32 protein-coding genes are annotated in these 26408 nt (G+C 59.7%); 16 read left to right on the top strand and 16 right to left on the bottom strand.

What is annotated here, in order from left to right; translation table 11 throughout:
* Positions 1 to 12 precede the first annotated feature (12 nt).
* The 3 genes from ACHZBF_RS19565 to ACHZBF_RS19555 form a co-directional block, all read right to left on the bottom strand.
* Positions 13 to 660 (bottom strand): thiol:disulfide interchange protein DsbA/DsbL, encoded by a 648-nt coding sequence (locus ACHZBF_RS19565; RefSeq protein ID WP_321529365.1) that lies wholly within the window; start codon positions 658 to 660, stop codon positions 13 to 15.
* A 492-nt stretch (positions 661 to 1152) separates the two neighbouring features.
* Positions 1153 to 1758: a c-type cytochrome gene (locus tag ACHZBF_RS19560; RefSeq protein ID WP_321529364.1), complete on the bottom strand. Its 606-nt coding sequence runs from the start codon at positions 1756 to 1758 to the stop codon at positions 1153 to 1155.
* 196 nt (positions 1759 to 1954) lie between these two features.
* Entirely contained in the window at positions 1955 to 2137 is a 183-nt protein-coding gene (locus ACHZBF_RS19555; protein ID WP_157606772.1) for a hypothetical protein, read from the bottom strand.
* Between ACHZBF_RS19555 and ACHZBF_RS19550 the strand changes: the two genes are divergently transcribed.
* The 8 genes from ACHZBF_RS19550 (at position 2122) to ACHZBF_RS19515 (ending at position 9233) form a co-directional block, all read left to right on the top strand.
* Positions 2122 to 3519 carry an isochorismate synthase gene (locus tag ACHZBF_RS19550; RefSeq protein WP_029133188.1) on the top strand — a complete coding sequence of 466 codons (1398 nt, stop codon included), beginning with the start codon at positions 2122 to 2124 and terminating at the stop codon, positions 3517 to 3519. The two genes, ACHZBF_RS19555 and ACHZBF_RS19550, sit on opposite strands and share 16 nt — an antisense overlap.
* Entirely contained in the window at positions 3512 to 5245 is a 1734-nt protein-coding gene (gene menD / locus ACHZBF_RS19545) for a 2-succinyl-5-enolpyruvyl-6-hydroxy-3-cyclohexene-1-carboxylic-acid synthase (protein WP_321529363.1), read from the top strand. The genes ACHZBF_RS19550 and menD overlap by 8 nt, the downstream gene beginning before the upstream one ends.
* Before the next feature lie 259 nt (positions 5246 to 5504).
* Positions 5505 to 6335, top strand: coding sequence for a 1,4-dihydroxy-2-naphthoyl-CoA synthase (gene menB, locus ACHZBF_RS19540; protein WP_029133189.1), 831 nt, complete (start codon positions 5505 to 5507; stop codon positions 6333 to 6335).
* 30 nt (positions 6336 to 6365) lie between these two features.
* Positions 6366 to 7235: a 1,4-dihydroxy-2-naphthoate polyprenyltransferase gene (locus ACHZBF_RS19535; RefSeq protein WP_273438035.1), complete on the top strand. Its 870-nt coding sequence runs from the start codon at positions 6366 to 6368 to the stop codon at positions 7233 to 7235.
* Positions 7235 to 8287, top strand: a complete 1053-nt coding sequence (gene menC, locus ACHZBF_RS19530; protein WP_321529362.1) for an o-succinylbenzoate synthase — start codon at positions 7235 to 7237, stop codon at positions 8285 to 8287. The genes ACHZBF_RS19535 and menC overlap by 1 nt, the downstream gene beginning before the upstream one ends.
* Positions 8288 to 8313: 26 nt before the next feature.
* The gene (locus ACHZBF_RS19525; protein ID WP_321529361.1) at positions 8314 to 8586 is read left to right on the top strand and encodes a PALP domain-containing protein; all 273 of its coding nucleotides are present in this window, start codon (positions 8314 to 8316) and stop codon (positions 8584 to 8586) included.
* Between the two features lie 3 nt (positions 8587 to 8589).
* The gene (locus tag ACHZBF_RS19520) at positions 8590 to 8967 is read left to right on the top strand and encodes a tautomerase family protein (protein WP_273438038.1); all 378 of its coding nucleotides are present in this window, start codon (positions 8590 to 8592) and stop codon (positions 8965 to 8967) included.
* Positions 8964 to 9233: a lipoyl domain-containing protein gene (locus ACHZBF_RS19515; RefSeq protein ID WP_321529360.1), complete on the top strand. Its 270-nt coding sequence runs from the start codon at positions 8964 to 8966 to the stop codon at positions 9231 to 9233. Before ACHZBF_RS19520 ends, ACHZBF_RS19515 begins: the two co-directional genes overlap by 4 nt.
* Positions 9234 to 9273: 40 nt before the next feature.
* Here ACHZBF_RS19515 and menE read toward each other — a convergent pair whose 3' ends face one another.
* Positions 9274 to 10734 (bottom strand): o-succinylbenzoate--CoA ligase, encoded by a 1461-nt coding sequence (gene menE, locus ACHZBF_RS19510; protein ID WP_321529359.1) that lies wholly within the window; start codon positions 10732 to 10734, stop codon positions 9274 to 9276.
* Between the two features lie 244 nt (positions 10735 to 10978).
* Between menE and ACHZBF_RS19505 the strand changes: the two genes are divergently transcribed.
* A complete protein-coding gene (locus ACHZBF_RS19505; RefSeq protein WP_321529358.1) occupies positions 10979 to 11626 on the top strand; it encodes a c-type cytochrome in 648 nt (215 codons plus the stop codon).
* A 73-nt stretch (positions 11627 to 11699) separates the two neighbouring features.
* On the opposite strand, the gene ACHZBF_RS19500 is transcribed toward ACHZBF_RS19505, so the two are convergent.
* On the bottom strand, positions 11700 to 12296 hold the full coding sequence (locus tag ACHZBF_RS19500) for an EF-hand domain-containing protein (protein WP_273438042.1): 597 nt from the start codon (positions 12294 to 12296) through the stop codon (positions 11700 to 11702).
* 168 nt (positions 12297 to 12464) lie between these two features.
* Here ACHZBF_RS19500 and ACHZBF_RS19495 point away from each other — a divergent pair, with 168 nt between their 5' ends.
* Positions 12465 to 12725: a WGR domain-containing protein gene (locus ACHZBF_RS19495; RefSeq protein WP_029133197.1), complete on the top strand. Its 261-nt coding sequence runs from the start codon at positions 12465 to 12467 to the stop codon at positions 12723 to 12725.
* A gap of 6 nt (positions 12726 to 12731) precedes the next feature.
* Here ACHZBF_RS19495 and ACHZBF_RS19490 read toward each other — a convergent pair whose 3' ends face one another.
* The 3 genes from ACHZBF_RS19490 to ACHZBF_RS19480 are packed head-to-tail and all read right to left on the bottom strand — an operon-like array spanning position 12732 to position 15017.
* Positions 12732 to 14057: a sensor histidine kinase gene (locus tag ACHZBF_RS19490; protein WP_321529357.1), complete on the bottom strand. Its 1326-nt coding sequence runs from the start codon at positions 14055 to 14057 to the stop codon at positions 12732 to 12734.
* The gene (locus ACHZBF_RS19485; RefSeq protein WP_321529408.1) at positions 14054 to 14722 is read right to left on the bottom strand and encodes a response regulator transcription factor; all 669 of its coding nucleotides are present in this window, start codon (positions 14720 to 14722) and stop codon (positions 14054 to 14056) included. Before ACHZBF_RS19485 ends, ACHZBF_RS19490 begins: the two co-directional genes overlap by 4 nt.
* Position 14723: 1 nt before the next feature.
* On the bottom strand, positions 14724 to 15017 hold the full coding sequence (locus ACHZBF_RS19480) for a PepSY domain-containing protein (protein WP_037375033.1): 294 nt from the start codon (positions 15015 to 15017) through the stop codon (positions 14724 to 14726).
* Positions 15018 to 15328: 311 nt separating this feature from the next.
* Here ACHZBF_RS19480 and ACHZBF_RS19475 point away from each other — a divergent pair, with 311 nt between their 5' ends.
* Positions 15329 to 15541, top strand: coding sequence for a hypothetical protein (locus ACHZBF_RS19475; RefSeq protein WP_273438045.1), 213 nt, complete (start codon positions 15329 to 15331; stop codon positions 15539 to 15541).
* A gap of 17 nt (positions 15542 to 15558) precedes the next feature.
* Here the strand turns inward: ACHZBF_RS19475 and ACHZBF_RS19470 are convergent, their stop codons facing one another.
* The gene (locus tag ACHZBF_RS19470) at positions 15559 to 16947 is read right to left on the bottom strand and encodes a GTPase/DUF3482 domain-containing protein (protein WP_321529356.1); all 1389 of its coding nucleotides are present in this window, start codon (positions 16945 to 16947) and stop codon (positions 15559 to 15561) included.
* On the bottom strand, positions 16940 to 18289 hold the full coding sequence (locus ACHZBF_RS19465) for a DUF2868 domain-containing protein (protein WP_321529355.1): 1350 nt from the start codon (positions 18287 to 18289) through the stop codon (positions 16940 to 16942). The genes ACHZBF_RS19470 and ACHZBF_RS19465 overlap by 8 nt, the downstream gene beginning before the upstream one ends.
* 321 nt (positions 18290 to 18610) lie before the next feature.
* On the opposite strand from ACHZBF_RS19465, the gene ACHZBF_RS19460 reads away from it, so the two are divergent.
* On the top strand, positions 18611 to 19405 hold the full coding sequence (locus ACHZBF_RS19460; protein ID WP_321529354.1) for a spermidine synthase: 795 nt from the start codon (positions 18611 to 18613) through the stop codon (positions 19403 to 19405).
* Positions 19406 to 19662: 257 nt separating this feature from the next.
* On the opposite strand, the gene ACHZBF_RS19455 is transcribed toward ACHZBF_RS19460, so the two are convergent.
* Positions 19663 to 20247: a cytochrome P460 family protein gene (locus ACHZBF_RS19455; protein ID WP_321529353.1), complete on the bottom strand. Its 585-nt coding sequence runs from the start codon at positions 20245 to 20247 to the stop codon at positions 19663 to 19665.
* 282 nt (positions 20248 to 20529) lie between these two features.
* Positions 20530 to 21075, bottom strand: a complete 546-nt coding sequence (locus ACHZBF_RS19450; protein ID WP_321529352.1) for a carboxymuconolactone decarboxylase family protein — start codon at positions 21073 to 21075, stop codon at positions 20530 to 20532.
* 125 nt (positions 21076 to 21200) lie between these two features.
* Between ACHZBF_RS19450 and ACHZBF_RS19445 the strand changes: the two genes are divergently transcribed.
* From ACHZBF_RS19445 to ACHZBF_RS19435, 3 genes are all read left to right on the top strand, one after another.
* The gene (locus tag ACHZBF_RS19445) at positions 21201 to 22034 is read left to right on the top strand and encodes an AraC family transcriptional regulator (protein WP_321529351.1); all 834 of its coding nucleotides are present in this window, start codon (positions 21201 to 21203) and stop codon (positions 22032 to 22034) included.
* 270 nt (positions 22035 to 22304) lie between these two features.
* On the top strand, positions 22305 to 22460 hold the full coding sequence (locus ACHZBF_RS19440) for a CCGSCS motif protein (RefSeq protein WP_273438052.1): 156 nt from the start codon (positions 22305 to 22307) through the stop codon (positions 22458 to 22460).
* Positions 22461 to 22677: 217 nt separating this feature from the next.
* A complete protein-coding gene (locus ACHZBF_RS19435) occupies positions 22678 to 23349 on the top strand; it encodes a 2OG-Fe(II) oxygenase (protein ID WP_321529350.1) in 672 nt (223 codons plus the stop codon).
* 77 nt (positions 23350 to 23426) lie between these two features.
* Here ACHZBF_RS19435 and ACHZBF_RS19430 read toward each other — a convergent pair whose 3' ends face one another.
* Entirely contained in the window at positions 23427 to 24131 is a 705-nt protein-coding gene (locus ACHZBF_RS19430; protein WP_321529349.1) for a hypothetical protein, read from the bottom strand.
* Positions 24109 to 24645 (bottom strand): hypothetical protein, encoded by a 537-nt coding sequence (locus ACHZBF_RS19425; protein WP_029133213.1) that lies wholly within the window; start codon positions 24643 to 24645, stop codon positions 24109 to 24111. The genes ACHZBF_RS19430 and ACHZBF_RS19425 overlap by 23 nt, the downstream gene beginning before the upstream one ends.
* 81 nt (positions 24646 to 24726) lie before the next feature.
* Here ACHZBF_RS19425 and ACHZBF_RS19420 point away from each other — a divergent pair, with 81 nt between their 5' ends.
* Positions 24727 to 24885 carry a 2OG-Fe(II) oxygenase gene (locus ACHZBF_RS19420; protein WP_335340025.1) on the top strand — a complete coding sequence of 53 codons (159 nt, stop codon included), beginning with the start codon at positions 24727 to 24729 and terminating at the stop codon, positions 24883 to 24885.
* Between the two features lie 54 nt (positions 24886 to 24939).
* On the opposite strand, the gene ACHZBF_RS19415 is transcribed toward ACHZBF_RS19420, so the two are convergent.
* Together ACHZBF_RS19415 and ACHZBF_RS19410 are read right to left on the bottom strand one after the other, a co-directional pair.
* The gene (locus ACHZBF_RS19415; protein WP_321529348.1) at positions 24940 to 25476 is read right to left on the bottom strand and encodes a YaeQ family protein; all 537 of its coding nucleotides are present in this window, start codon (positions 25474 to 25476) and stop codon (positions 24940 to 24942) included.
* An 84-nt stretch (positions 25477 to 25560) separates the two neighbouring features.
* The gene (locus ACHZBF_RS19410; RefSeq protein WP_273438057.1) at positions 25561 to 26298 is read right to left on the bottom strand and encodes an HAD family hydrolase; all 738 of its coding nucleotides are present in this window, start codon (positions 26296 to 26298) and stop codon (positions 25561 to 25563) included.
* Positions 26299 to 26408: the final 110 nt, after the last annotated feature.

The following is a 26408-nucleotide window of genomic DNA, read 5'->3' as shown; positions in this document are numbered from 1 at the left end:
ACTGTAATCAGTCTACTGCTTTTTCAGGCTTTTTTCAGTGACTACCTTATCAACAAGATAATCAATCGCCTGCATCTGCAGGTCGCCTTCAAGCCCGCTGGTGCGGTACTTTCCATCTACCACAAAAGCCGGCACACCCCGAATATCAAACCGGCTTGCCAGTACCTCTGCACGGCGCGACTGGGTCTGCACGGCAAAGGATTTCATTGCCTTGCGGTAGGCATCTATATCTACCCCTTTCTGGGCCAGAAAGGCTTCCATCTGCGCACTGTCGGCCAGCTTGTTTTTCCGCACATGAATTTCATCAAACAGCGCCGCGTTCAACTCATCCTCCACACCCATCAGGGTCAGGGCGTAGAAGGTCTTGGCATGCAGCACTACATCCGCCCGCTGAAACATCGCGGGTATGCGGACGAATTCAACATTATCCGGCTTCTTCTCCAGCCATTTATTGATGTGCGGTTCCAAGTTGTAGCAGTGGGGACAGGCGTACCAGAAGAACTCCAGCACCTGCACCTTGTCCCCTTCACCACCAGGCTGCGCGGGGATTATGGAGAAATAATGTACTTCTTCTTCAAATTTTGTCTGCGCCGGGGCCTCAAGCGCCAGGAACAGGAGAGCAAACAGAGACAGCACCCGGATAAGCGTATGTTTCTTCATATTAGTACCTCTGTAGGAGTTAAGCGGCCAATCGGCTGAATTATTGAGCATCAATCATATATCCAAGCCACTGATTCTTTCGGACCCGCCAATACGCCCGGGGTTCAACAGTCCCTGGGCTTAGCACATCCAACGGTCCTCCCGGCTGCCGGGACAATCTGCGCACTCAGCAATAATAAAGGCTATGTCCCAGTTACCCTGTTGCATGAGGGGTGGCCTTTTTGTAGAAGCGGATTTATCCGCGAAATTCGTGGCTGAAGCCACTCCTACCGCTACGCTTGGCCGCCGGAGAGGGGTTTGACCTGTAGGAGGCCCGCCCCGGGCCGAATTCGCGGCGAGGCGCCGCTCCTACCGGGCGAATCGCCAAGCTAAGCCAAAACAAGACCAACACATAATTGGGACAGAGCCATAAAAAAGGGCAGCCTGATCGCTGCCCCTTTTTGTCCAGGGATGGACTTATGTCGCGAAGGCCATGAATGGCCGGTTACCCGATCAGCGCAGCCCCTGCAGATACTGAGCAACGGCTGCGATCTCGTTATCGGTCATGCGTGCAACCACATTGCGCATCATCTTGGCATTATCGTTGGCGCGATCGCCGGAACGGAAATCCTTCAGCATCTTCTCAATATAGGCGGCATGCTGTCCTGAGATACGCGGAAATTTGGCACCCGGGTTACCCATGCCGGAAGGACCGTGACAGGCCATGCAGGCCGCCACGTCGGTGGCGGCGTTACCGGCCCGATAAATAGTCGCACCCAGTTCGACCTGATCAGCCGCGGCCGTACCGGGAGTCTGGGTCTGGCTGCTGAAGTAAGCGGCCAGATCATCCATATCCTGTTCACTGAGCGGTGTGGCCATCGGGGACATCAGGTCGTTCTTGCGCACACCACCCTTGAACTCCAGCAACTGCTTTTTAATGTAGCTGGGGTGCTGCCCCGCCAGTTTCGGCCAGAGCGCGTTGGCGCTGTTTCCATCTGCGCCGTGACAGGCGAGACAGGTGGCGGATTTGGTCTTGCCGGCCTCGGCGTCGCCAGCTGCCTGAGCGCCGCCGACTGCCATAGCCAAAAGGATGGAAACTGAAACTAGCCATTTATTCATGGTCAAACCTGCTGTGTCGACTGAGTCACTTCAGTCGTTAGTAAACCCCCCGGTCGGCAATATTCGATTACCCCCCGGAAATCAAACACCCCGGGAATCGATCTTGGATCGCCCGGGGACCGAAAAAAGCCGTGCATGTATACCAGATGCCGCCGCTTCGGGTCAAATTCACCCGACTTATACTGGCCCATAAAAATCATTCGTGACCAGCATATTCAGCGACCTCTGCACCGGGTATGGATGGCGCATCGCGCGGCTTGATAATTATCATATGCAGAAAAATCATCGCCTGATGAAATGCGCCACACTGCCGGAATGCAGTATGATCAGCCCTGTCATTAATACCAGAGGTGGCAAAGCCACATGCCCAATCGGCCATCACTGATCCAGACGATACTGGGCCGCCTTGAAAGCGCCCTGACCTCGCTGCCGCCCAGAGCCGGCAAACAGACCCATGAATTGATCAGTATCACCCTGACAACTCCAGAGCTGCATATGCAGCGGCTGCCGCGACTGGATGGCAACTGGTTTTACTGGGGCGAGCCCAGCCGACAACGTTATCTGCTCGGTATTGGCGAAGCCCTGCGCCTCACCGCAACGGGTGAAGATCGGCTCAGCAGATTGTCCGATCAATTCGAGCAACAACGCGCCAGCTGGCACCACCTGGACCCGGACACGTGCGGATTCCGCGCCGCCGCTTTTACCGGTTTTGCCTTCGACCCGAACGACCCCATGCAGCAGAACTGGGCCGGACTGCCCAATGCCGCGATCTTTTTTCCTGAACTGCTGTTGCACCAGACGCCGGATAACTGCGCCCTGACCTTCAGTTTCAGACACGCCGCCCCGAGACGCGCCAGACTGCGCGCCCGGCACCTGCTGCAGGAACTGACCGACTCCCTGGGGCGTAACCCGGAACCCAGCCGGGGTCCCAATCGACTGGCCAGAACCGCCGCTATTCCTTCCTACGATGAGTGGATAGTTCAGGTCAACGAGGCGACCCAACAGATCCGCCAGGGATGTCTGGACAAAGTGGTCCCGTTCCGGCGCATCAGTGTACGCGCCGACCACCCGCTCAATCCGGCACGCCTGATGGCCTCGCTGGATGATCTCTATCCCAGCAGTCTGCTGTTTTCCATCTGCCTGGACAACAGCACCTTCGCGGCGGCCACCCCGGAACGGCTGATCACCCGCAGCAACCAGCTGATCCGCTGCGACGCCATCGGCGGCACTATCCGACGCGCCACCGAGCGCAACGAGGATCACGAACTGGGCAGGCAACTGCTGAATGACCCCAAATCCCGCCATGAACACGCCCTGGTGGTCAAGGGCATCCTGGCCAGCCTGAACGCACACTGCGACAAGCTGGCGGCCCCGGATAGCCCGGCACTGAAGCGGCTGCGCAAACTGCAACATCTCTGGACCGGGATCAGCGGCGAGCTGCGGGGTGACACCACTCTGCTGCGAATTGCCAGCGACCTGCATCCGACCGCCGCCGTCAACGGCTTTCCCAGCGCCAGCGCAGGACGCTGGCTGAGTACCTACCAGAATGATAACCGGGGATGGTATACCGGCGCGGCCGGCTGGCTGGATCACCAGGGAGACGGGGAACTGGCGGTACTGTTGCGCTGCGCCCTGCTGAATGGCGAAAGTGCCGAACTGTTTGCCGGCGCCGGGATCACCAGTGAATCCTGTCCGATTGCCGAATTCCAGGAGACCGAACTGAAATTCGGCACCATGCTGGAGGCGCTGGAATATGCCTGACCAGCCACAGGGAGTGAGCAACCTCCTGTGGGCCTTTGCACTGATTGATGGTCTTGCCGGCGCCGGGGTAACCCGTGCCGTCATCTCTCCCGGCTCCCGCTCCACCCCGCTGGTATTGGCCTGCGATGCCCACCCGGCCATCGAGATCAGCATTCAGGTGGATGAACGCTGCGCCGCCTTCCTTGCCCTGGGGCAGGCCCGTGCCAGTGGCCGGCCGGTGATCCTGATCGCCACCTCCGGCAGTGCACCTGCCCACTGGTATCCGGCCGTGATCGAGGCGAGCCACAGCAACATCCCACTGATCCTCCTGAGCGCCGACCGTCCGCCCGAACTGCACGGCTGGGGAGCCAACCAGACCACCGATCAGCAGCGGTTGTTTGGCAGCCATCTGCGCGCCTTCCATGATCCGGGCCCGGCCATAGCGGATAGCGCCGCACGAAGGCGTATGCATCGCCTGGGAAACAGCGCCGCCAAACAGGCCCTTCAACCCCATCCCGGTCCACTGCAGATCAACCTGCCGTTGCGGGAGCCGCTAGTACCCGAGTCAAGGATTGACCTGCCCCAACCGGACGATGCATCCGCCCTCCCGATCTCGCGCCCAGCGCCAGACCCGGAACAACTCAATACCACCCTGGCATTGATCTCTGGCCAACCGGGGATAATCGTCTGCGGCGCCACGGACCACGACGAGTCCTTTGCCGCCGCCGTCACCCGGCTGGCGCAACAGCTTCATTGCCCGATCCTCACCGATCCCCTGAGCAACCTGCGCTTCGGCGCACACGACAGGCAGACCGTGATCTGTCGCTATGACGCCTATCTGGACGCCAGCAGCGTGGAACTGAAGCCAGGCTGGATTTTGCGCTTCGGCGCCCTGCCGGTCTCCAAGCCCCTGCTGCAGTTCATGGAACGGACCGTTGCCCCGGTTATCCTGTGCGATCCCTATCGGCAGTGGCCGGTTGCCCCACCCAACACCGCGCTGACCCTGGCGGCCGACCCGGCCCTGCTGTGTGACGCCATCCACACGCGAGCGCCTGCTCCCGGCCCCGCCGGCTGGCTGGAGCGGTTCCAGCGGCTTGAGCAGGTCAGCCACAGGATAATGTCAGCTGAAACCCGGGATGACCGACCGTTCGAGGGCTGCCTGATCCAGGACCTGCTGGCGACCCTGCCGGAAGGCAGCCTGCTGTTCAGCGGCAACTCCATGCCGATCCGGCAGCTGGACAGCTGGAGCGGATCGTCCGCGAAACGTCTGCGTATACACGCCAATCGGGGCGTCAGCGGCATCGACGGCAACCTCTCCACCTTCATCGGCATGAGCTGCGGCGACTACCCCGCAGCCGTCGCATTGCTGGGGGACCTCGCCTTCTATCACGACATGAACGGCCTGCTGGCAGCGGCCGGACGCAACCTGGTGATCGTCCTGCTCAACAACAACGGCGGCGGCATCTTCGGCTACCTGCCCCAGTCGGCGCTGGAGAGTTATGAACCCTACTGGAACACCGCCACCAATCTGGACTTTCAGCACAGTGCCGCGCTGTATGACCTCGGTTATCAGCGGGTAACCCGCCAGTCGGGCTTTCGCCCGGCCCTCGAGCAGGCGCTGCAGGCCGGTGGGCCACAGCTGATTGAAGTGATGATCGAGCGAACGTTCAGCATTGAACGCCACCGTCACTACCGCAGTGCCGTGGCCGAGGCCCTGGCCGGCGAAGCGGATGATAGTAAAACCTGATATGCGTGCAGGAGAGCGGCAATCTATCTGACAATATATTGGGTCTCCATTAAAGTACGCCAAAACCGCTTGCCAGGTTACGCCTTCGGCTAACAGGACCTACAACTATTTACCGGGTATCCATGCCTTCCGGCAAAGTTGCTGGTCGGATTACACGTCCGGCCAACCGGATGAACAATCCTAATCGGCATTTTTTATACCCACCCGCGGTGTTTTGTTTAAAATGCCCGCTTTCAGTGATCAGACCATTGGAGTAGTCATGGGCAGCAGCATCGAATGGCAGGTCCCCGAGGGGACTCAATTCAGCGACATTCTCTATCACCAGGCCGAGGGCATCGCCAAGATCACCATCAACCGCCCCCAGGTACATAACGCCTTCCGCCCGGAAACCGTGATGGAGCTGATCCAGGCCTTCCGGCATGCTCATCTGGATCCCAAGATTGGTGCCATCATCCTCACCGGTGCGGGTGAGCGCGCCTTCTGCTCCGGCGGCGACCAGTCCATCCGCGGCGACGGCGGCTACCGTGACAGCAGCGGCGTCGAGCACCTGAACGTGCTGGAGCTGCAGCGCCAGATCCGCACCCTGCCGAAGCCGGTGGTGGCCATGGTGGCGGGCTACGCTATCGGCGGTGGTCACGTACTGCATCTGATCTGCGATCTGAGCATTGCCGCCGACAACGCCCGCTTCGGCCAGACCGGCCCCCGGGTGGGCAGCTTTGACGGCGGCCTGGGTGCCGGCCTGCTGGCCCGTACCGTCGGCATGAAAAAAGCCAAGGAGATCTGGTTCCTGTGTCGCCAGTACGATGCCCAACAGGCGCTGGAGATGGGGCTGGTCAACACCGTGGTGCCGCTGGACCAACTGGAAAACGAAACCGTGCAGTGGTGCCGCGAAATGCTGCAGCTGTCCCCCACCGCCCTGCGCATGCTCAAGGCCTCCTTCAATGCCGAGACCGATGGTCTGGCCGGCATCCAGGAGCTGGCCGGCAACGCCACCGGACTGTTCTATCTGACGCCCGAGGCGCAAGAGGGGCGTGACGCCTTTGTGGAGAAGCGCCCGGCCGATTTCAATAAATTCCCCCGCCGCCCCTGATCCCGGCGCTATCCAGGGCCTGTTAACACCATGCAGATACAACAGTGGCTGCTCGCCATCCGCCCCAAAACCCTCGGTATCTCAGTGGTGCCGGTGCTGGTGGGCAGCGCCCTCGCCTGGGCCGAACTTGAGCGGATGGCATGGCTGCCGGCCCTGGCGGCCCTGCTGGCGGCAATGCTGATCCAGATCGGCACCAACCTGTATAACGACGCGGCGGATTTCGAGCGCGGCGCCGACACGCCCGAGCGACTCGGCCCGGAGCGCGCCACCGCCCAGGGCTGGTTCAGCGCCCGCCAGGTAAAATTGGCGGCCCTGATCAGCTTTGGCGGCGCCTTTGCCATCGGCATCTACCTCGCCTGGATTGGTGGCTGGCCAATCGTGGTCATCGGATTGCTCTCCCTGCTGGCCGGCTACGCCTATACCGGTGGCCCCCGGCCGATCGCCTACAGTGCCAGCGGCGAGCTGTTCGTCTTTATCTTTTTCGGACTGCTGGCGGTGAGCGGCAGCTACTACCTGCAGACAGGCACGCTCTCTACCGAAACCCTGTTTTGCGCCGCCGCCATCGGCCTGCTCGCCGCGGCTGTGCTGCTGGTAAACAATTATCGCGACCTGGAGACCGATGAGCGGGCCGCCAAGCTGACCCTGGTCCACTACCTGGGCCGGGAGCGGGCACGCCAACTTTATGTCCTGCTGCTGATTCTGCCCTTCGCCCTGCCGATTGTGTTCAATCACCGCTTCGACGGCAGCTGGCTGGTGGTGCTGTGCCTGCCGTTCGCCCTCTGGCTGCTGCACCGTTTCTCGCGGGAGCCCCTGGGCAGGGGGTTTAACACCATCCTGGCCAATACGGCCAAGCTGCAACTGCTGTACGGCGGACTGTTGAGCCTCGGACTGCTGCTCTGATGCGGATTGTCGATGCCGTCCTGACGCCCTATCGACTCCCCTTTGCCACACCCTGGAGAAGCGCCGCCGGCCTCTGGCATGAGCGTCGGGGATGGTTGATCCGTATCACTGACCAGTCGGGACGCTGCGGCTACGGAGATGCCGCCCCCTTGCCGGCATCCGGTACCGAGACGCTCTCCGAGGCCAAACCCTGGCTCGACGCGCAACTCACTACCCTGATAGGGGCGATGCCCGAGTCAGCCTGTCGCCAGTTGCCAACCGGCTGCCCTGCCGCCCGCTGTGGCCTGGAGACGGCGCTGCTGGATCTGCATTCAAAACAGCAGGCGTTACCGCTCTACCGGCTGCTGGGCGGTCGGGATATGCATCCAGTCCGGATCAACGCGGCTATCGGCGCCCTGGACCAACAGGCCGGCGGACGGGCGGTTGCTGCCGTTGCAGCCGGCTATTCAATCCTCAAGCTGAAGCTCGGTTGCTCGCCAATCAAGACCGAGTTATCGCTGTTGCAACGACTCTGCAGTCAACTGCCCGGGGAAGTAAGGCTGCGCCTGGATGCTAACCGGGCCTGGCAACTGGATGAGGCCACCAACCTGATCGAAAAGCTGAATCACCTGCCCATCGAGTGCCTGGAAGAGCCACTGCATGAACCAACCCCACAAGGGCTCAAAGCCCTGCAATCCCTGGCCCGCTTCGACCTGGCCCTGGACGAATCCCTGCCCCGCTATATCCGGGCGCAGCAACTGCAGCCGCTCCCGGTCAAGCGCATCGTCGTCAAGCCTGCCTGCCTGGGCGGCCTCGTCCCTGCACTGACATTGGTCGGGCAGGCCCACCAGTCCGCTGTCGCCTGCGTGATCACCAGCTCCCTGGAGAGCAGCGCCGGCCTCTGGCCCCTTTGTCACCTGGCCGCCACGGCAGATGCACTCACCACCCCGGCTGTCCACGGCCTGGCCACCGGCCACTGGTTTTCCCACAATCTGGGCACCCCGCCTGTTATCGCCAACGGCCGGGTGACGCTTGGATCGGAACCTGGCACCGGTTTTATACTGAAGGCATAATCGACGCTGCAGAGGAGACCGCACAGATGCACGCATTACTGGATCAGCGCCCCAAGGCATCCCTCGGTTTTTGCCCCACGCCGCTGTTGAACCTGCAGCGGCTCAGCCGGCAACTCGGTGGACCGCGTATGCTGATGAAACGGGATGATCAGAGCGACCTGGCCCCGGGCGCCAACAAGACCCGCAAACTGAAGTATCTGGCCGTGACCGCCATTGCCGAGGGTTGCGAAACACTGATCACCGGCGGGGCGCCCGCCCCGTCCCCCTATGCCGCCTCACTACTCAACCCACAGGAGTGATCCATGCCGATTGTCACCATTACCCTGCGGGCCGGCCGCCCCGCCAGCGAGATCCGCGCGATCATGGATGCGGTGCATAACGCAACGGTCAATGCCTTCGATGTGCCCGAGACCAGCCGCAACCAGCGACTGGTGGAAATCGCCCCCGAATACCTGTTCTACCCGCAAGGACGCTCGGAAGACTTCCTCACGGTCGAAATCGCCTCATTCCCCGGTCGACCACCCGAACAGAAGGCCGCACTGTTCCAGCAGATCACCACCAATCTGCAGCAGGCGGCAGACATCGCCCCCGGGGACGTGATGATCCTGATCCATGAACCGCCCAAACAGAACTGGGGCATCAACGGCCGTCCGGCCAGTCAACACAAGCCGCGCGCATGAGCGAACCGATCGAAGTACGCTTGCCGGCCATGCCGGAGTGCTGGGACAGTTGCGGCAATTGTAGTGATGCAGCGGTGTTGGTGAGCGAAATTCTGGTCAGGCCCGGCGAGCGGATAGAGCGTGACGACCCGGTGATCACCCTGGAGACCGACAAGACCACCCTGGATATCCCCACACCCTGCGCAGGTCGGGTCACCGCCCTGCATATCGACATTGGTGATGCCATCAGCGAAGGCATGCTGATCCTGACCCTGCAGCCCGATTGATCCGGCAGATACCGGCCTGTCCATCCAACCTGAAAACAGTTCAGTCGGATGGGTGTTCAGATGCAGATCCTGACTGCGGCAGCAACTCCCGCAACGCCTGGCGGGAAAGTTTTCCCATCCGGTTAAGCGGCAAGGCTTTGATTCGCATAAATTCCCGGGGACGCAGATGGCCGGGCAGGTGCTGCCGCACCCATTGCTGCAGCTCCCCGGCCGTCACTTCTCCCGTGAACAACGCCACCAGGGTGACACCCCATACCGGGTCCGACCGCCCGGTCACCCCCACCGCGCCCACGCCCGGACACTGCAGCAGCCGCTCCTCCACCTCGGCCGGATGAATACTCTTGCCGCCACTGACCAGCAGGTCATCGGCCCGGCCAATCACCGTCAGCCTGCCCTGCTCATCCAGACTGCCCAGATCGCCGGTCTCGAACCAGCCCTGTTTCAGCCCCAGACCCGCCATCCTCCGGGGATTGGCATAACCCTGCATCACTGCCGGGCCACGCACGCGGATACGACCCGCTTCGCCGATAGTCACGTCATAACCAGCCAGTGGCAGACCGACCCGACCCGGTACCAGTCCGGCCTGCGGCGAGCAGTCGGTGGCAAACTGGGAGGCGGTCTCACTCATGCCATAACTGACACAGAGCGGCCAACCGGCGGCATGGGCCCGCTGCGCCAGTGCGCGGGAGAGCGGTCCGCCGCCAATCAACACCACCCGCAGCGTTGCCGGCGACATTCGCCCCGCCGACTGCGACAGCAGCCGCTCCAGCATGGCCGGTACCAGCGAGAGATGGGTCACGGCACCGGCCTCAATCCGCTGCCAGACCCGTGCCGCATCGAACCCCTCCTCCAACTGCACCCGGGCACCGGCGGCGAGGCAGCGCAGCAGAATCGACAGCCCACCGATATGAAACAGCGGCAGACAGGCCAACCAGCAGTCACCCGCCTGCAGCCCCAAACGTTGCTCCGAGGCTGCTGCGCTGGCAGCCAGATTGGCCGCGCTCAGCATTACGCCTTTCGGCTCCCCGGTGGTGCCGCTGGTGGCGATGATCAGCTGTACCTGATCCCCTTCCAGCGGCTGCGGGGGAGAGCTCGGCACAGTGTCACCCGTGCGCCGGTCAGCAAACAGCGCCTCCGGCAAAAGCCGGCAAACCCCGGCATCGGCCGGCGCCTGCGGGGAGACCAGGTACTGCGCCCGGACAGCGGTCAGCAGACGGTCACGTCGCCGAACCGCCAGCCCGGGATCCAGCGGTAACAGGGTCACACCCAGATGCAGGGCAGCGTAGAGCAACCGGGCCAGCTGCTGTGCCGAAGCTAGTTGAGCGGCGACGACCTGACCACGGCAGACGCCCCGCTCCTCCAGATGCCTCGCCAGCGCGGCCGCCTCACCGGCCAGCTGACCATAGTCGAGCTCCCTGCCACCAGATAATAATGCCGAAGTCCGGGAGGTTTGTTCGCTTCTGGTTCTCAGCCAGTTACCTGGTGATAGAAGAGGGGTCACTATTACTACCTTTGGGGTGGGAGTCCGGATGACTCGATGATGATAAAAATAGGGTAAAATGCGTTATTTTGATCAAGATCAAAATAACAGCAACCTGTTTTCTGTTCCAATACGGCCGAATTTTAGATTGCGTATCATACGGTTTTACTTCCGGTTACAGCAGCCCAATTGTTCTCCGACTGTTTTTGAGAAATCGATATCCATGTTTCATCCAAAAGCTCTGATTCCGTTTTCAGCTGTGTTAATGCTATGCCTTATCACCCCGCTGCAGGCACAAACCTACGACTATGATCCAGACAATGGCGAAGAGATCAATGAACTCTGTTCCGGCTGCCACGGCGAGTTCGGCCAGGGCGGCAAGGATGGGGAGTATCCCCGGATTGCCTCACAGCCGATTGAGTTTATCGCCAACCAGCTGAGGCTGTTCCGCGATCGCAAGCGGAAAAACTTCGCCATGGTGGAGTATATCGATGATCGCCAGTTGCCCGAGAGCGACATCTATGACATATCCCGCTATCTCTCCGAAATCACCCTGAAGACCCAGCTCGCGCCGGTGGACGAGAATGCCCCCGATTTCGACGCTTACGCCCGCCTGCTGGAATCGAAGATGACCATGCAGATCCCCAAGGCCGAAGGTGATATCGAACGGGGGGAGAAAATTTACAACAAGGAGTGCGACTCCTGTCATGGCAAGGAGGGCTGGGGCAACCACAGGAATGCCGGCCCCATGCTGGCCGGCCAGTACACCAACTATCTCTGGCGCCAGGTAAAACAGCTACGCACCAAACAGCGCATCCATGACGAGGATTCGCCCAACGAAGAGTTGCTGAATGAGTTCAGTGACCAGGATCTGACGGATATCTTCGCTTACCTCTCGGTCATGGATGATTGATAAAAGCCGTTCTCACTGAAACAGAGAGCCCGGCGTCAGCCGGGCTCGGTCTTTATAGCGGCTGCATCTTGAATTACTGGCGCATGCGATTGGGGTTCCCCGGCACAAACTCGTCCGGCGTCAGGCGGCCATCGCCATTAGCGTCAAAAGATTCAAAACTGGGGGATGATCCGGCATTGCGCATGGGATAGCCCTGTGCGGCCTTATCCGCCTGGCGTGCAGCGCGGGTCTGATCAAACTCCTCTGCCGTCACCACCCCGTCGCCGTTGCTATCAAAGTCGGCGAAGCTCGCCATTCCCCCGGCGCCACGGCCTGCCCCGCCCATGGGCCCCATCGGCCTGTTCATGCGATTTTCCTGCATCTGCGACAGCTGACCTTTCAGCAACTCATTTTCACTCAGGTAACCATCGGCATCCGCATCAAACTTCTCAAAGGTCGGTGCATTACCCAGGTTTCTCATCATGCCGCCCTGCTTGGCCCGTTCGCCAATCCGGGCATTGCGCGCGGCATAAAACTCATCGGCGCTTATCCTGCCATCACCATTGCTGTCGTAGGCGGTAAAAGGAATTGGCCCCGGTGCGGGCATAGGCGGGGCCGCCATCAGCGCCCCGGCACCCAATAGGGTGGTGATTGCTACTGCCAGTGTAAATACGCGTCTGTTGGTTTTCATTGCCTTGCTCCTTTAATCGACTTCTCTTGCTGATTAATAGCTTAGGCCCGGCAGCTGAAACCAGGCTTAAAATAACGCGGATATTGAAAAAACTGTAAACTTTCGGCTAAATGCTCTACAACAGGCTCACACAACTCGTCAACCAACAGCCAGCTGAACTCAACCGCCATGCGCATCTACATGCAGACCCTGCTCTCGCCCGAGCAACCGCTCCGCTATTACCACCTGCACCTGCAGCCCGATCTGCTGGGCGGCTGGAGCCTGGTGCGGGAATCGGGCATCCAGGGCACGCGGGGCCAGGTGACCAAGGAGCATTTTGACGAGCGGGAGGCGGCGGAGCGCACCCTGATCAAACGGCGCGACATGCAGTTGAAGCGCGGCTACCGGGTGGTATTTCGCGAAGGCGCCCCGCGCGAGGCGAGCAGTTGAACAGGACTACAGCAGCAACCTGACCCGCACCTTCAGACCACCCAATTCCGGCGACAGCATAAATCCGATCTCACCCCCATAGAGCTTGACCATATCCTTGGCGATCGCCAATCCCAGACCATGCCCGTCTACCGACTCGTCAATGCGCACGCCACGCTCGGTCAGTTGGGCCAGCGCCTCGGGCGACACGCCGGGACCATCATCTTCCACCTCGATAATAATCGCATCCCGCTGCTCAATCACACAGCGCACCTTTCCCTCGGCCCATTTACAGGCGTTATCCAGCAGATTGCCCAGCAGTTCCAGCATATCTTCCCGGTCGACCGAAAGCGGCCCCGACTCGGGAACCTGGCAATCAATATGCAACTCTTTCTCATGATGAATCTGTCGCAGTACGCGCACCAGTTGGGGCATCTCCAGGGCGGCATTGAAGCGTCCACCGGAGATCCCCGAACCGGCCAGACGAGCCCGCTTCATCTCCCGCTCCATCAATTGCCGGACCCGGGACAACTGAAGCTTCATGGCGGATTTCAGTTCAGGGTGGGGCGCCATCTCGTCACTGTCCAGTTGTTGTTGCAACAGATTAATGGGGCCCTTGAAGGCGTGGGAGAGGTTTCCGAGCCCCTTGCGCGAGTGCTCCAGCCGCTGTTGAAACAGCTCCAGCAGATGATTGAACTGATCGACCAGCGGACCCACCTCTGCCGGCACGTCGGTGGAGAGAGTGTCGACCTCCCCCCGTTCCAGCCGGGCCATATCCTCCCTGACCCGCTCCAGTCGTCCCATGGCACTGCGCACGATCCACTGCTGGCCGATAAACAACAGCAGGGTAATAATCAGCGTTAACGCCACAAACAACCACTCAAACTGCACCACACGCTGATTCAGCGGCGTCATGTCCTCAGCCACCGCAACCGAGAAGATCTGCCCCTGCTTGTTATAACCGGCAGCCCAGACCAGCAGTTCCTGGTCCGCCGGACCCGGCATGCGCCACTGCCCCTGGCTGCCGGGGGCAAACTGCGGAATATCCAGTTGCTCGTCCCATAAAGAGCGGGAGCTGACTTTTTTGCCATCCGGAAAGCTGACCTGGTAATAGTGACCGGAGAGGGGCTGGTCGTAGATGGCATCAATGCGGCGCCAGCGCACCAGGGGCCGCTCGGAGCCATCCAGCCGCATCGCCGCCAGTACAGCCTCGGCATCGTGCTCCAGCCGGGAGGCGACGAAATGGTCGGTCAGGCTGTGTATCGCCTGGACACCACCCCACCACATCACCCCGAACAGCAGCACCAGTCCCAGTGCCAGCTCCAACCTCAGTTGTAAACCGAGGGACCTCATCCGGCATCACCCCGAAACAGATAACCCTGTCCCCGCCGGGTCTCGATGCGCTCCTTGCCGATGCGTTCGCGCAGCCGGCGGATATAGACCTCGATCAGATTGCTGTCACGATCGAAATCCTGCTCGTAGACATGCTCGGTCAGCCGGGTCTTGGAGAGTATCTGGCCGGGGTGCAGCATGAAATAACGCAGTAGCCGAAATTCGGTACCGGTCAGGTCAATGGCACGCCCATCCGGTAGTACCACCTGCTGGTGCGCTTCATCCAGCTGCAAGCCACCCTGCTTCAGCTCATGGGCAGGCTGACCCGCGCTACGCCGTACCAGCGCCAGCAGACGGGCCACCAGCTCCTCCACATGGAACGGCTTGCCCAGGTAGTCATCCGCCCCTGCCTTAAAGCCATCCACCCGCTCATGCCAGGCATCCCGTGCGGTGAGCACCAGTACCGGAAATGGATTTTCATGCGATCGCCAGTTGGCCAGTACCTCAAGCCCGGGCCGCTGTGGCAGACCCAGGTCCAGCACCACCACGTCGTAGGGCTCCTCATCACCCATGAATTCACCATCGATGCCGTTATCAGCCACATCGACAGCAAAACCGGCCCGCTTCAGGGCCGGTTTCAACCGGGCGACCAGTTCGGCGTCATCCTCCACCAGCAGCAGTCGCATCTCAATCATCCAGCTCGCGTTTCAGCAGTTCACCGGTCGCCGCATCCAGCTTCAGCTCCCACACCTTGCCTTCAGTGTCCAGGAGTTCGACCTCATAGATCACCCTGTTCTTTTTCTGCTCCAACTTGATCTCCAGCAGGCGCCCCGGATACTCATCACGAATATTATTCAGTATCTGCTCAAGAGGCAGGATTTCGCCTGACTCAAGCAGCGCCTTGGCCCGTTCGTGGTCACTTGCCGCAATCACCAACAATGGCAGCAGCAGCGCAACAATAATTAAAAGACGTTTCATCATGTCACCCTCTATCCTGCACCCCGCGCAGGCTCAAGACAATCTTCGCCGGGTGGTTTTTGCCTGCGGCAGACCCGCCCAACCCTGTTGATTCACAGGATAAGCCGGCCAGATGAAATCAAGCTGAAAGCACCGGCAGCGCGGCGCCGTTTACTTCCCGGTAACACGGATAGTATTTACAGGACGATCTTGTAGGCCGGTCGGGTGTGATCTAGGCTTATATTAATAATCCCTAACAATCAGACATCAGGAGCGCATCACCTTTCGATGTAACACGATGATGTAGCCCCTCTCACCCAGAGCAGGAGCTAACCATGACGACGACAATTACCGGTGCATTCACCTCAATGGATACCATCCGCAATACCATGGAAGATCTCCTCGCCAACGGCATTGACCGGGAAAAGATGTTTGCCGACAGCGAGCATACCGAACTGAAGGTCATGATCCCGGACGATATAGAGAACGAAGTGCTGGAGATCATTCAACGCCATAAACCGGTCGAAATGGCCTCCTATCACCGCTAACCCGGACGCCGCTGAAACTAGCCCGCCAACTGCAGGTAGAGCCAGTCACGCAACCGTTCCGCCGCCTGGCCCTGCGGACCCTGCTTCACCAGTTGCCGGCACTGTTTCAGCAGCCGCACCTGTGTCTTCAGCTCCAGCGACTGCATGCGGTTCAGCCCATCCTCGCGGATCGTCAGCCGTTCCCGGTCGGCATGGCTGCGTGAGAGCATCGCCCGTGCATGACTCAGGGCGCGGCCCAGAATCACGAAGGCAAAGTTGGGATCTTTCACCGGACCCAGCAGATGCTTTTCGGCGCTGAACTGCAGCCAGGGTGGCAACTGCTGTTTCAGCCAGTCCAGCCCGAACCAGCCGGACAGGCCGCCCAGCACACCGCCGCTGATCGCCCCGGTGAGCAGCGAGGCACCACCGAGTCCGACATCCGCCAGCAGCCCTATCGCCGCGCCCGCACCGGCGCTGACCAGCACCAGCTGATTTTTCTCCAGCCCCCAGAGGGTCCACTGGGATTCATCCATCAATTCACTTTGATGCACCTCCAGCCGGCCGATATCCGACTCCAGCCGGTGGTACAGGAACAGCGCCTCCAACTGCTGCTGCCCTTCCCGCTCCATGCGGTTCAGGTGTTGATTGAAGCGGGTGATTTCATCCGACAACAGCCCGGGCAATTGCGCCTGGGCCGCCTGCTCCAACCGGTTGCTTGACTGTTGATAGGTGAGCAGACGATAGAGGTTTTCCACCAGGATGCGCGCCGCCTGTTGCAACTTCAGTTGGCGATAGCGTTCCAGTTGTTCAATCGCCTGGGCAAACCCTTGTCCCTGGTGCGCATCCAGCTCGCCAAAGGTGCGCAACAGTTGCAGGTGCTGGTCGAAGCTGGCATGCAGCGGATCAAACAGCCGAACCAGGCTGAAATACTGGTTCAGCGCCTGCTGCCACTGTGCCACGTAGGTATCACCACCGATCGGATTGATCAGCGCCAGCCGCGGTCGACCGGTCCAGCGCAGGATCTCCATCTCGGTCTCGTACTCCGGACTGTAGGGCAGTGAACCATCCACCACATAGATAATCCCGGCGCCCCTGATGATCGGCGTCAGCAGTTCCACCTCGTCGACAAACTGCCCGCTTCCGCTGAACGCTTCGACAAATTCCGCCACCCGAGCCGGTCGCTGATCCGCCGCCAGCTCTTGTGCATTCAGCCAGGCCAGGCATTTACCGGCGCGCTGAAAACCCGGCGTATCCACCAATTCAAACACGGTGCGGTTGTCCAGTTTCAGGGTGAAGTGCTGCGCCACCCGGGTGGTACCGGAGAGGGGCGATATCTGCACCTGATCATTCTGGGTCAGGGCAGCCACCACCGACGACTTGCCCTTGTTGGGATGCCCCACCACCGCCATGACCGGGTAATCAGGCATGCACCACCCCGTCCGGCACCCGGCCACTGACCAGATGAAATCGGTCCGGGATCTGCCGCATAAAGGGTTGCCAGGATTGGATCAGCTTGCTTTGGCGTGCCTCATCCATACCGCTCAGCGGGACCGGCCAGAGGAACAGGCGGCTGCGCTGTTGCCCCAGCAGTTGGCAGAGATCGGCCAGCTCGCCGGTGGGTGGTTCCCACCCTTTGCAGAGCAGCAGCAGCGGCTCATCGGGCAGCTCCGCGAACGATGTCTGCACCTCATCAGCCGATGTTCCGCTATCCAGTTCGATCCACACCGCATCCGACCCTTCTCCCGCCAGCTGTTCGCGCAGTGGCCCGATCAGCTCATCCGGCCAGAGACCCCAGCAGACAATCTGCCCATAGCGACGGGTCAATGATTCCGTCTCGCTGACTGCATCGACGGCTTCACGCTGATCGACCGCTTCCATCTCCTGGTCGATCAATCCGGTCGTCAGGCGTTGCCACAGCCCGCTGATCAGCGCGTCATTGTCGCGCACCCGGTCGTGCATTCTGATCAGGCGAAAACGGGCCAGGGCGGTCGTGAACAGCCGCGGCAGCAACACATAAACCAGCAGACACATCAGCAGGAATCGCCACCACTGACCGAACAGGGCAGGCTGCTCAGCGGCCAGCGGCGCGGCGCGGAAATAGTGGGTCTGTTCGATCAACTCAAGGGACGGCACCGCCGCCGGCCAGAGTGTCCGCCAGGGCCAGGCCAGCGTGCTGGTGACTTGATGAATCACGCCGCCGCCCAGGTCCAGGGTCGAAGACCAGCCGAAGGCGAGATCGGTCATCAGCAGATAGAGCAGAAAGGCGATCAGCATGCCGATGGAAAACAGCAGTGACAGCTGCTGACCCAGGGCGATCACGGTCTGCTTCAGCAGCGACCGCAGGGCAGCCGGAAAACTCCCCGGTGGCAGACGATGTTCATACAGGGTGCGCAGGGGAAACGGCACCTGGGCGGTGGTAAAAAAGAGTGCCAGCAGCCACCAGGCAAAGGGCAATAGCACGGCGAGCGACAGGAACCAGAGCAGATTGATCCGCTGAAACGGCTGAAACGCAAGCAGTCCGGCCATCAGCGCAAAGCCGAATACCAGGGCGGCCACATAGCCCCCATAGACAAGCAGGGTGCTGCTGCCGACCGGCGACCCTCCCCACTGCTGCAACCAGCCGTGCAACAGCCGCCAGGCTGACTGCTCCGGCTGCGCCAGCGCCCAACTGCGATCCCGCTTGTGCAGGGTCTGCCAGTCGACCGTACGCTCGCTCTCCAGATGCCGGCGCAACAGAATCAACAGCAGACTTTTGTCCCAGATATCCATGTTATTTTCAGAAATGACTTTTTCAATTTTTATCTTTTGAGTAACTGCTTACCCGCATCACTCATAGCTCCCATAAATTGCATTGTAACCGCCAAGAACGCCAAGAACGCCAAGAAAAAGCCTCGATTTTCCCTTGTGTGCTTCGCGTTCTTGGCGGTTACCTGCTTTTTGCCGAGCATATCTCTGTGCTCTCTGTATGCGGACTGGGGCGAGTAGTTACTCTTTTGAAATGTATCCAGCAGGTTATCACAGCGCATCATTGATTCCAGCCTGTTGATACTGCTGTTACTATTCCCCCACCTTCCACCACCGTGACCATCCATGCCCCAGAGCGGACAACTGCTTCACCACTGCCGGGACGAATGGGGAGACCTCTCGGTCCACCAGGACGCCGGCCGGCGCATGCTCTGTTTCGGCAACACGGTTGAGCAGAGTTGCATCGACATCCATCAGCCCGCCCGGCTCTGCCACCATTACACCCAGGTGATGATGCTCGGTTTCCTGCTGGCCCCGACAGTCCGACACTGCACCCTGCTGGGACTGGGTGCCGGCGCGCTGGCGCAGGCCGTGCTGGCGCACCACAGCGGCTGTAAAATCGACGCAGTCGAGATGCGGCCCAAGGTAGTGGAGCTGGCGCAAACCTGGTTTGCACTGCCCGATGACAAGCGGCTGCGCCTGCACCCGAAGGATGCCTGGGAGTACCTGAACCACAACCCTGTCCCGACCGACCTGATACTGACCGATCTTTACCTCGGTGGAGGGATGAACGAGCTGCAGGCGCGGCAACACTTCCTGGCCGCCTGCCGCGGCGCATTGAAACCGAACGGCATATTGATCTGCAACTACTGGCTGAAGAGCAGCCTGACCAGCCATGCACTGAACGAGGCGTTACAGACCGTGTTTGATCAACAGGTAGTGACCCTCAGCATACCGGATGGCAACTGCATCGCCTTCGCCTTTGATGGTGGCATCCCGCGATTGCATTCCAAGCAGTTTATGCAGGCGGCGGAGGCGCTGGGAAAAAACATGGACATCCCGCTGCAAAAACATGCCCGGGCGCTGCTGCACGAGAACCGGCAGGCGTTTCGTTATTCGCACCTGATTGAACAGCGGTAAATCATTCGTCGGGTTACGCTGTTGGCGAAGCCGTATATGGACTCCTCCCAATTTGCAAGGGAGCAAGTTTTAAGGTTCAAGGGGCAAGGTAAAGGGTTCAAGTTGCGTAGGTCGAATTAGCGACAGCGTAATCCGACATTCAATTCATGTTCCCCGTATTCGAAACCTTGTCGGGTTACGCCTTTGGCGAACCCGACCTGCCGTGATGCCGCAGATCGGGTTAACGCCACCAACGCCCACAATTGAATCAAAAATGACTACTGCAGTATCGGATAGAACTGGGTAAACAGCATATCCTTCTGCGCATTGGCCTGATGACAGGCGGCACAACTGGCCGCCGGCGCCGCCGTTGAGGTCTCGCTGTAGGGCGGCGCATGATGCCCGAAGTTGAAGAACCCCCAGCCACTGGTGGCGCTGAAACGTTTACTGTCCTTCACCATCACATCCATGCCGTTGTATTTATCGGCGAAATAGCCACGACCGGAGGGCGCATTGGAAGAGCCGTCCGGATGCTCGCCCGGTTTAAGCAGCACCAGCTCCTTGGCGACCACGGTACCGTCGGGAAAGGTACCGGTACGCTGATACACCGCGAAGGCATCGGGATTGACATAGACATAGTGAAACTCCGGAAACGCGGCACCACCCTTGTTCAGTGCATTGGGGGTGAGCGGCGCGCCGATAAACACCCACTGGCGAAAACCTTCCGGGCGTAGCAGATCGCCCTTGATATCGAATACCGCGGCACCAATGCCCGTTGCCTCTTCGGCAACTGCCAGCGGGACGGCAAAGAGGCCGGCGCAAAGGGCGGCGGTACTGATTACTGTTTTATAGATCGAATGCATTGTAATTCTCCTGTTAATTTTTTGTCCCAGTTATGTGTTGGCCTTGTTTTGGCTTAGCCTGGCGATTCGCCCGGTAGGAGCGGCGCCTCGCCGCGAATTCGGCCCGGGGCGGGCCTCCTACAGGTCAAACCCCTCTCCGGCGGCCAGGCGTAGCGCTAGGAGTGGCTTCAGCCGCGAAATTCGCGGATAAATCCGCTCCTACAAAAGCACCGCCCCACATACAGCAGCTAACCGGAACAGAGCCTGATTTTTCCTCGATGGGACGACAATCGAGCCATCGGCTCATGCCGCCGCCGACAGGGTGATACGGGGAAAATCCACCTCCGTTCCGGCCAGCCGATTGAGGTAGTTGGTCAGGACATTCAGCGCAACATGGCTCACCACCTCGACGATCTGGCCATCATCCAGGCCGGCCTTGCGGGCAGCGGCAAGCTGGCCATCACTGATCCCGCCCCGGTTGCGGGTAATCTCCAGCGCCAGCGTCAGGATGGCCGCATCGAGCGGGTTGTCGGCCCGGCCCTGCTGGGCCTGGAGGATCGCCTGATCTTTCAGGCCGGCCCCCTTACCCAGCGCGGCATGGGCGCTCAGGCAATATTCACAACTGTTCTCCTGAGCCACCGCTATCGCCACCATCTCGCGCTGTTGTGCGTCCAGGCGACCGGACGCCAGGGCTTCAGAGAGCTGCAGATAGCCGTTCAGCGCCGCCGGTGCATGGGCAAAGGTGGTGAACATATTGGGCAGGACACCCAGCTTCGATTGCACCGCCTGCAGCGTGGCGGCGGTGGTGGCAGTGGTATTTTCCAGTTGGATCGGTGCGATGCGTGACATGATGAATCCTCTCTGTAGTCGGTGAAGATAATCAAACAGCCCCCTTGGGGCACGGCTTGATATTGGCAGGGAAGCGGCTACTATAGGTATCAATTAATATCTATTTTTATACTTTAAGTATCAACATGAGTGATCGACTGGTCGAACTGCTGAAGTGCTTCTCACTCAAGGCCCGGGTGTTCCAGACCGGCCCGCTATGCCACTCGGCCAGCTTTGACCAGGTGGCAGGGGTTGGCTATATCCATGTCCTGCAAACCGGCCGTCTCCAGGTACGGTCCCAGGCCCACGCCGCCCTGCAGTTCGATGAACCGGTCCTGTTTCTCTACATGAACCCCACCACCCATCACCTGACCCCGCAGGGTCCGGACGTGGAGATGGTCTGTGCCTCGTTTGAATTCGGTGCCGGCCTGAACAATCCCCTCGCCCGTGCTTTACCGGATGTAGTGGTGATCCGCCTGGCCGATATCCCGGCGCTGGAGCGTGCGCTGGCGCTGCTGTTCATCGAAGCGGGGGATCACCATTGCGGCCAACAGGCGATCCTGGACCGCATGATGGAGGTGATTATCGTGCTGGTATTGCGAGACCTGATGGACCAGCACCGACTGCAGTTCGGTCTGCTGGCCGGCCTGGCGGATGACCGGCTGGCCAGGGCGATCACCGCCATGCACGCGGAACCGGCCCGGGAGTGGTCACTGGAAGCGCTGGCGGAAACCGCCAACATGTCCCGTGCCCGCTTTGCCAACCGGTTCCGGGAGGTGGTCGGCACCACACCGGGGGCCTATCTGGGTGAGTGGCGACTCACTGTCGCCCAATCCCTGCTGCGCCAGGGCAAACCGGTACAGTATGTGGCCGATGTGGTGGGATACGCCAGCGCCAGCGCCCTGTCGCGCAGCTTCAGGGCACATGTGGGGCGGTCTCCAAGGGAGTGGTTGAAGAGGGACCAGAAATCGACCGGTTAGATCAACAATAGTGCTGAGAACCTCCGCCAGAAGAGGCATAAATGCGGTGCTGACCGCCGTTGGTCAATCCCGAAATCAGCGCCCACCTTTACCGCGCGCCGCCAACCGAAAATCCCGATCGACACAGTCACCAGCACATCCCGGCAAGACGTTTAACGCCTATTGGCCCCCACTCTATCACTTCAGAATTGAGCTAAAACAAGGCGCCGCTGGCTGCGGCCCTCTATGCTGATCGCCGAAATTCCACCCGAACAAAGGATATATAGTCACATGAGCGAAGAAACCAAGCAGACTTCCAGCGAAGCCAACGGCAGTGAAGCACAGGACAAACAAACCACTTCCGTGAATGTCGAGATTAAGGCCGAGACCACGGAAGAGAAGAAAGAAGCAGATCGCCCTGGCGTCTGCTGCGGCTCCTGCTCCTGACCAGTGATGATTCGGGGGGATGGCGACCGCCTCCCCCCGGTTCCGCTTTCCACGGCAAGATCCGTCCAGCCCCCCTCGTCCAGACTCCAGAGAAAACCCCGCTTTTCGCCCGCTCCGTCCCATCGTAAAAATTGATTGGCGACCGACAGATTGCAGTCATAGAATAGCGCCGCACCCGACGCCCCACACCTGATCGGGTTTCTGGGAAGATACTCGATTGATACAAAAAATTGCCGACTTCAGCGCTGACACACCATCAGAAGATGACAGCCTGTTTGAGCGTATCGCCTGCGGTGTCGAATCCCAGGGCTATGTCATTCTGCCCACCGCGCTACCCGGCCCGGTCGGCGACAGCCTGTTGCAATACCTGAGCCTGCTGGAGGAAGAGCGCTTTCATCAGGCACGGATCGGTCGCGGTATCGAACAGACCCGCAACCAGTTCATCCGCCGTGACAAGATCGTCTGGATGGACAGCCTTCATCCAGAGGCCTGCACTTGGTTCAACTGGACCGCCCGGCTAAAAACCTATCTGAACCGGCGGCTGTTCCTCGGCCTGTTCTCATTCGAGAGTCACTTTGCGCGCTACCATTCGGGCGACTTCTACAAAAAACACCTGGACGCCTTTCGCGGTGAATCCAACCGGGTGCTGACCCTGGTCACCTACCTGAACAGAGGCTGGGAACCGGGCCAGGGTGGTGAGCTGGTACTCTACGCCCCGGATGAAGGAGCGGAGATCACCAGGGTCGTGCCCACCTTTGGCACGCTGGTGATCTTCCTCAGCGAGGAGTTTCCCCATGAAGTGCTGGCCGCCGACCGGGACCGCTACAGCGTGGCCGGCTGGTTCCGGGTTAACGGTTCCATTAATCAGCAGATTGATCCGCCTCGATGAGTAAAAAAGCCACTCCCTGGGTTGCATGGATTGAGTCCTAAATCACTGCTTCATCGTTATATCAATTACCAGTAGGATCATTCCATTTTCGCAAGCTTCTTGAGTCTGTCCATTATCAGTGTAACACGTGCCTGACCCACCGAATCGTTTGGCATATGCCCAGAAATGGACGCCACAAAACGACGATCTCGCAGCAAACCTTTGAATCGTTCAGCCAGCTCTCTGACCAATGCAGGCCCTGCCCCATCTACTTCAGCCATTAGCTCAGGTCGTCCATCCAATACAGCGACTATATCCTCAATGTCATGACTCATCAGATAGTCGCCCTGCCCACGCCCATCGAAGGCTTCCAGTTTTGTGATGAGAAAATAGGGCGCAGACACCATCCGAATCGATTTTTCAGAAGGCAGATCAACTCTCACCGCATGCTTAATTGCAGAGGCATACCAGCGGTTACTGAAACCCAGAATCGAGCTTTCAGTTGGCATCACATCCAGAATCACCCCTTCTGTAACCCAACGGCATACTGGTGCACCATCACTGGCGTCCTCTCGGAATCCACGTTCACGCAATCTATCGGAGAGGTGAATATACTCTGCCAGAGACGCTACCTGTACGATGGTGTCGACATCACGTGTCGCACGTATTGGCGGGGCAGCCACATCAGTGATCAACAGTCCGGTGGCACAACCACCCAGAAAGACCATCTGCTCTACCAGCGCCCCCAGCCGATCAACTGCGATTTCGAGAATCTCCAGGTTAGGGTTCTGGACTCTTGTCATAGCACTCCATCCTCTTATTGATCTCCCGGATTGCCCAGTCACGCTCCCTGGCCCTGCCGCCGCGAATCGCATCTACCAGCACCAGCCATTCATACAGCAACGCGTCCCTACCGGCTGCCTCGGGTGCAGACTTATAGAGCGGGGAGAACGCCATCCCCCTATCCTCACCTTGGGCGTATGGCCACACCGGTGGTGGCTCCCCATCTGGAACAAAATGCCTGGCCAGCGGCGGCCCCGCATGGACCGTCAACATACCACGGCACATCTGACCGCGCTCCGGGACAAACACATAACGAAGCCCATGCACCAGAAACTCCTCAAGGTTTCTGGTATTTGGCACAATGCTACCCCTCTCCTGATAAGCGAGATTGGCGGCCAGTGCCCGCTTTATTGCCGAATGGACCTCAGACGGACTCATGCACAACTCAAGTGCCAGGCGATTATAAGTCCAAGTCTGATGGCCAATGGCAACCAGCTTCAGCAATACCAATACATCTTGCGGTTTTAAATTCATCGGTTATTCTTTATTTGTGATTCGCGAATAAAGAATAACCTTAAATAGAACATTGAACAACTGAACGTCTCGTCTGGTTCAGTGATTTACAAACAATTGGCCCAGGCAGGGGAACTGGCGGTCTTCCTCAGCGAGGAGTTTCCCCATGAAGTGCTGGCCGCCGACCGGGACCGCTACAGCGTGGCCGGCTGGTTCCGGGTTAACGGTTCCATTAATCAGCAGATTGATCCGCCGCGCTGATCACTCATTAACGGATCAGCTTCCGGTGGCGGCTCGCTACGCAAGTAGTGGCCGCTATCGGTCCTGCAGGGGTGACCACTCCACTTCACACTCCCCCGCTTCGGTCGCCACAAAGGCGGAATCCCCGGTGATGGTGACGGACAACGCCGTGGTCCTCTGTACCAGCCCGGCCAGCCTGCTGATACCCTTGGCGTCAAAACGAAAAACCGCAACAGGTAACGCGGCAAACTTTGCCTTGGACTGCTCCCACCAGACATCCGACTTGGCATTGAAGCTATAGACCTTGACGCTTTTCGCCAGCCGGGTCGCCTTCTTGATCCGCTCCACGGCCGGTTCGCCCACATCAATCCACAGGGCGATCTGATCATCCAGCGTGCGCACCCAGATGTCCGGCACATCGGGCTCCGAAAGCCCCTTGGTAAAAACCAGTGACTCCTGGGCATTCAGACAGAACGCCAGCACCCGCGCCATCATCCGCTCAGGATTTTCCGAAGGGTGTTGCGCCACCGTCAGGTTCAGGGTGTCGTAATAGTTGCGGTTAATATCCGACAGGCTGATGTTGAATTTGTAAATGGTTGGCTTCAGGGCCATCTCTTATCCTTCTCTACGATTGCACAGGGTTCCGGGGCGGAATGAAAGACGGGCAAGGTACCACGTTAACGCGTGGTAACCGAATTAATCCTGGTGCAATTCACGAATCAGGGCCGGTATCTCACTCGGGTGCATCACCGTGTGGTGGGGCGTGATCCCCAGCTCCGCATCCAGCGGCTGCTGATGCCGGACCCAGACCGAGGTAATGCAACTGCCGTGGGCGCCGGCGATGTCTGCCGCCAGACTGTCACCCACATGGATCGCCTCATGGGCCTCGCAATCGGCCAGCTTGAGGGCCTTCTCAAAGATGGAGCGCGCCGGCTTCTCCTCCGGTTCCTGGCCACCGATAATAATGTGATCCACATGGGCCGTCAGATTGACCGCCTCGATCTTCGGTATCTGGGAAAACACCGGGCCATTGGTAATCACCACGGTGGTGAACAACTGGCGGGCCTCGGCCAGAAACGCCTCGATGCCCGGAAAGAAATCGAAGGCAGCCAAGCGATCACGATCGAACTGATGCTGCAGTTCCTGCGCGGTCGCTTGACTCACCTCGCCCGAACCCAGTTCCGCCAACAGGTCGATCATCAACTGCACGCGAAACGCATCCTCGCCCCGCTGTTTGATAATCGGCAGATAACGCGCGCGCTGGGTATCGCTCCAGCGGCGATAGAAACCCGTCTCATAGCGATCGGCAAACAGTACGCCATCCACAGCAAACTGCGCCCGCACCGTCCTGGCCAACTGCGCCTTGGCCAGATCAGTGGCCTTTCGGGTATCGCAGAGGGTTTCATCCAGATCGAGAAAAATCGCTTTCAGCACACAAGTATCCAGCAAGTAGCGTACGTGGGATAGGTTACGCCGTACCGGCGCCACCCATCTGACGAATTTACAAATAGTACCACCGCAGGGGCGGCACCCCCGCAGCGATG

It is taken from the genome of Sedimenticola selenatireducens (genome assembly GCF_963675335.2).
In the GTDB taxonomy this organism is placed as follows: domain Bacteria; phylum Pseudomonadota; class Gammaproteobacteria; order Chromatiales; family Chromatiaceae; genus Sedimenticola; species Sedimenticola selenatireducens.
This window is presented reverse-complemented; position numbering and strand designations above follow the sequence as displayed.

What these genes read in the sequence shown, in the direction of transcription:
- ACHZBF_RS19565 (WP_321529365.1), bottom strand. Translation starts at nt 660, where the DNA reads ATGAAGAAACATACGCTTATCCGGGTGCTGTCTCTGTTTGCTCTCCTG.
- ACHZBF_RS19560 (WP_321529364.1), bottom strand. Translation starts at nt 1,758, where the DNA reads ATGAATAAATGGCTAGTTTCAGTTTCCATCCTTTTGGCTATGGCAGTC.
- ACHZBF_RS19550 (WP_029133188.1), top strand. Translation starts at nt 2,122, where the DNA reads ATGCCCAATCGGCCATCACTGATCCAGACGATACTGGGCCGCCTTGAA.
- ACHZBF_RS19555 (WP_157606772.1), bottom strand. Translation starts at nt 2,137, where the DNA reads ATGGCCGATTGGGCATGTGGCTTTGCCACCTCTGGTATTAATGACAGG.
- menD (WP_321529363.1), top strand. Translation starts at nt 3,512, where the DNA reads ATGCCTGACCAGCCACAGGGAGTGAGCAACCTCCTGTGGGCCTTTGCA.
- menB (WP_029133189.1), top strand. Translation starts at nt 5,505, where the DNA reads ATGGGCAGCAGCATCGAATGGCAGGTCCCCGAGGGGACTCAATTCAGC.
- ACHZBF_RS19535 (WP_273438035.1), top strand. Translation starts at nt 6,366, where the DNA reads ATGCAGATACAACAGTGGCTGCTCGCCATCCGCCCCAAAACCCTCGGT.
- menC (WP_321529362.1), top strand. Translation starts at nt 7,235, where the DNA reads ATGCGGATTGTCGATGCCGTCCTGACGCCCTATCGACTCCCCTTTGCC.
- ACHZBF_RS19525 (WP_321529361.1), top strand. Translation starts at nt 8,314, where the DNA reads ATGCACGCATTACTGGATCAGCGCCCCAAGGCATCCCTCGGTTTTTGC.
- ACHZBF_RS19520 (WP_273438038.1), top strand. Translation starts at nt 8,590, where the DNA reads ATGCCGATTGTCACCATTACCCTGCGGGCCGGCCGCCCCGCCAGCGAG.
- ACHZBF_RS19515 (WP_321529360.1), top strand. Translation starts at nt 8,964, where the DNA reads ATGAGCGAACCGATCGAAGTACGCTTGCCGGCCATGCCGGAGTGCTGG.
- ACHZBF_RS19505 (WP_321529358.1), top strand. Translation starts at nt 10,979, where the DNA reads ATGCTATGCCTTATCACCCCGCTGCAGGCACAAACCTACGACTATGAT.
- ACHZBF_RS19500 (WP_273438042.1), bottom strand. Translation starts at nt 12,296, where the DNA reads ATGAAAACCAACAGACGCGTATTTACACTGGCAGTAGCAATCACCACC.
- ACHZBF_RS19495 (WP_029133197.1), top strand. Translation starts at nt 12,465, where the DNA reads ATGCGCATCTACATGCAGACCCTGCTCTCGCCCGAGCAACCGCTCCGC.
- ACHZBF_RS19490 (WP_321529357.1), bottom strand. Translation starts at nt 14,057, where the DNA reads ATGAGGTCCCTCGGTTTACAACTGAGGTTGGAGCTGGCACTGGGACTG.
- ACHZBF_RS19485 (WP_321529408.1), bottom strand. Translation starts at nt 14,722, where the DNA reads ATGCGACTGCTGCTGGTGGAGGATGACGCCGAACTGGTCGCCCGGTTG.
- ACHZBF_RS19480 (WP_037375033.1), bottom strand. Translation starts at nt 15,017, where the DNA reads ATGATGAAACGTCTTTTAATTATTGTTGCGCTGCTGCTGCCATTGTTG.
- ACHZBF_RS19475 (WP_273438045.1), top strand. Translation starts at nt 15,329, where the DNA reads ATGACGACGACAATTACCGGTGCATTCACCTCAATGGATACCATCCGC.
- ACHZBF_RS19470 (WP_321529356.1), bottom strand. Translation starts at nt 16,947, where the DNA reads ATGCCTGATTACCCGGTCATGGCGGTGGTGGGGCATCCCAACAAGGGC.
- ACHZBF_RS19465 (WP_321529355.1), bottom strand. Translation starts at nt 18,289, where the DNA reads ATGGATATCTGGGACAAAAGTCTGCTGTTGATTCTGTTGCGCCGGCAT.
- ACHZBF_RS19460 (WP_321529354.1), top strand. Translation starts at nt 18,611, where the DNA reads ATGCCCCAGAGCGGACAACTGCTTCACCACTGCCGGGACGAATGGGGA.
- ACHZBF_RS19455 (WP_321529353.1), bottom strand. Translation starts at nt 20,247, where the DNA reads ATGCATTCGATCTATAAAACAGTAATCAGTACCGCCGCCCTTTGCGCC.
- ACHZBF_RS19450 (WP_321529352.1), bottom strand. Translation starts at nt 21,075, where the DNA reads ATGTCACGCATCGCACCGATCCAACTGGAAAATACCACTGCCACCACC.
- ACHZBF_RS19445 (WP_321529351.1), top strand. Translation starts at nt 21,201, where the DNA reads ATGAGTGATCGACTGGTCGAACTGCTGAAGTGCTTCTCACTCAAGGCC.
- ACHZBF_RS19440 (WP_273438052.1), top strand. Translation starts at nt 22,305, where the DNA reads ATGAGCGAAGAAACCAAGCAGACTTCCAGCGAAGCCAACGGCAGTGAA.
- ACHZBF_RS19430 (WP_321529349.1), bottom strand. Translation starts at nt 24,131, where the DNA reads ATGACAAGAGTCCAGAACCCTAACCTGGAGATTCTCGAAATCGCAGTT.
- ACHZBF_RS19425 (WP_029133213.1), bottom strand. Translation starts at nt 24,645, where the DNA reads ATGAATTTAAAACCGCAAGATGTATTGGTATTGCTGAAGCTGGTTGCC.
- ACHZBF_RS19415 (WP_321529348.1), bottom strand. Translation starts at nt 25,476, where the DNA reads ATGGCCCTGAAGCCAACCATTTACAAATTCAACATCAGCCTGTCGGAT.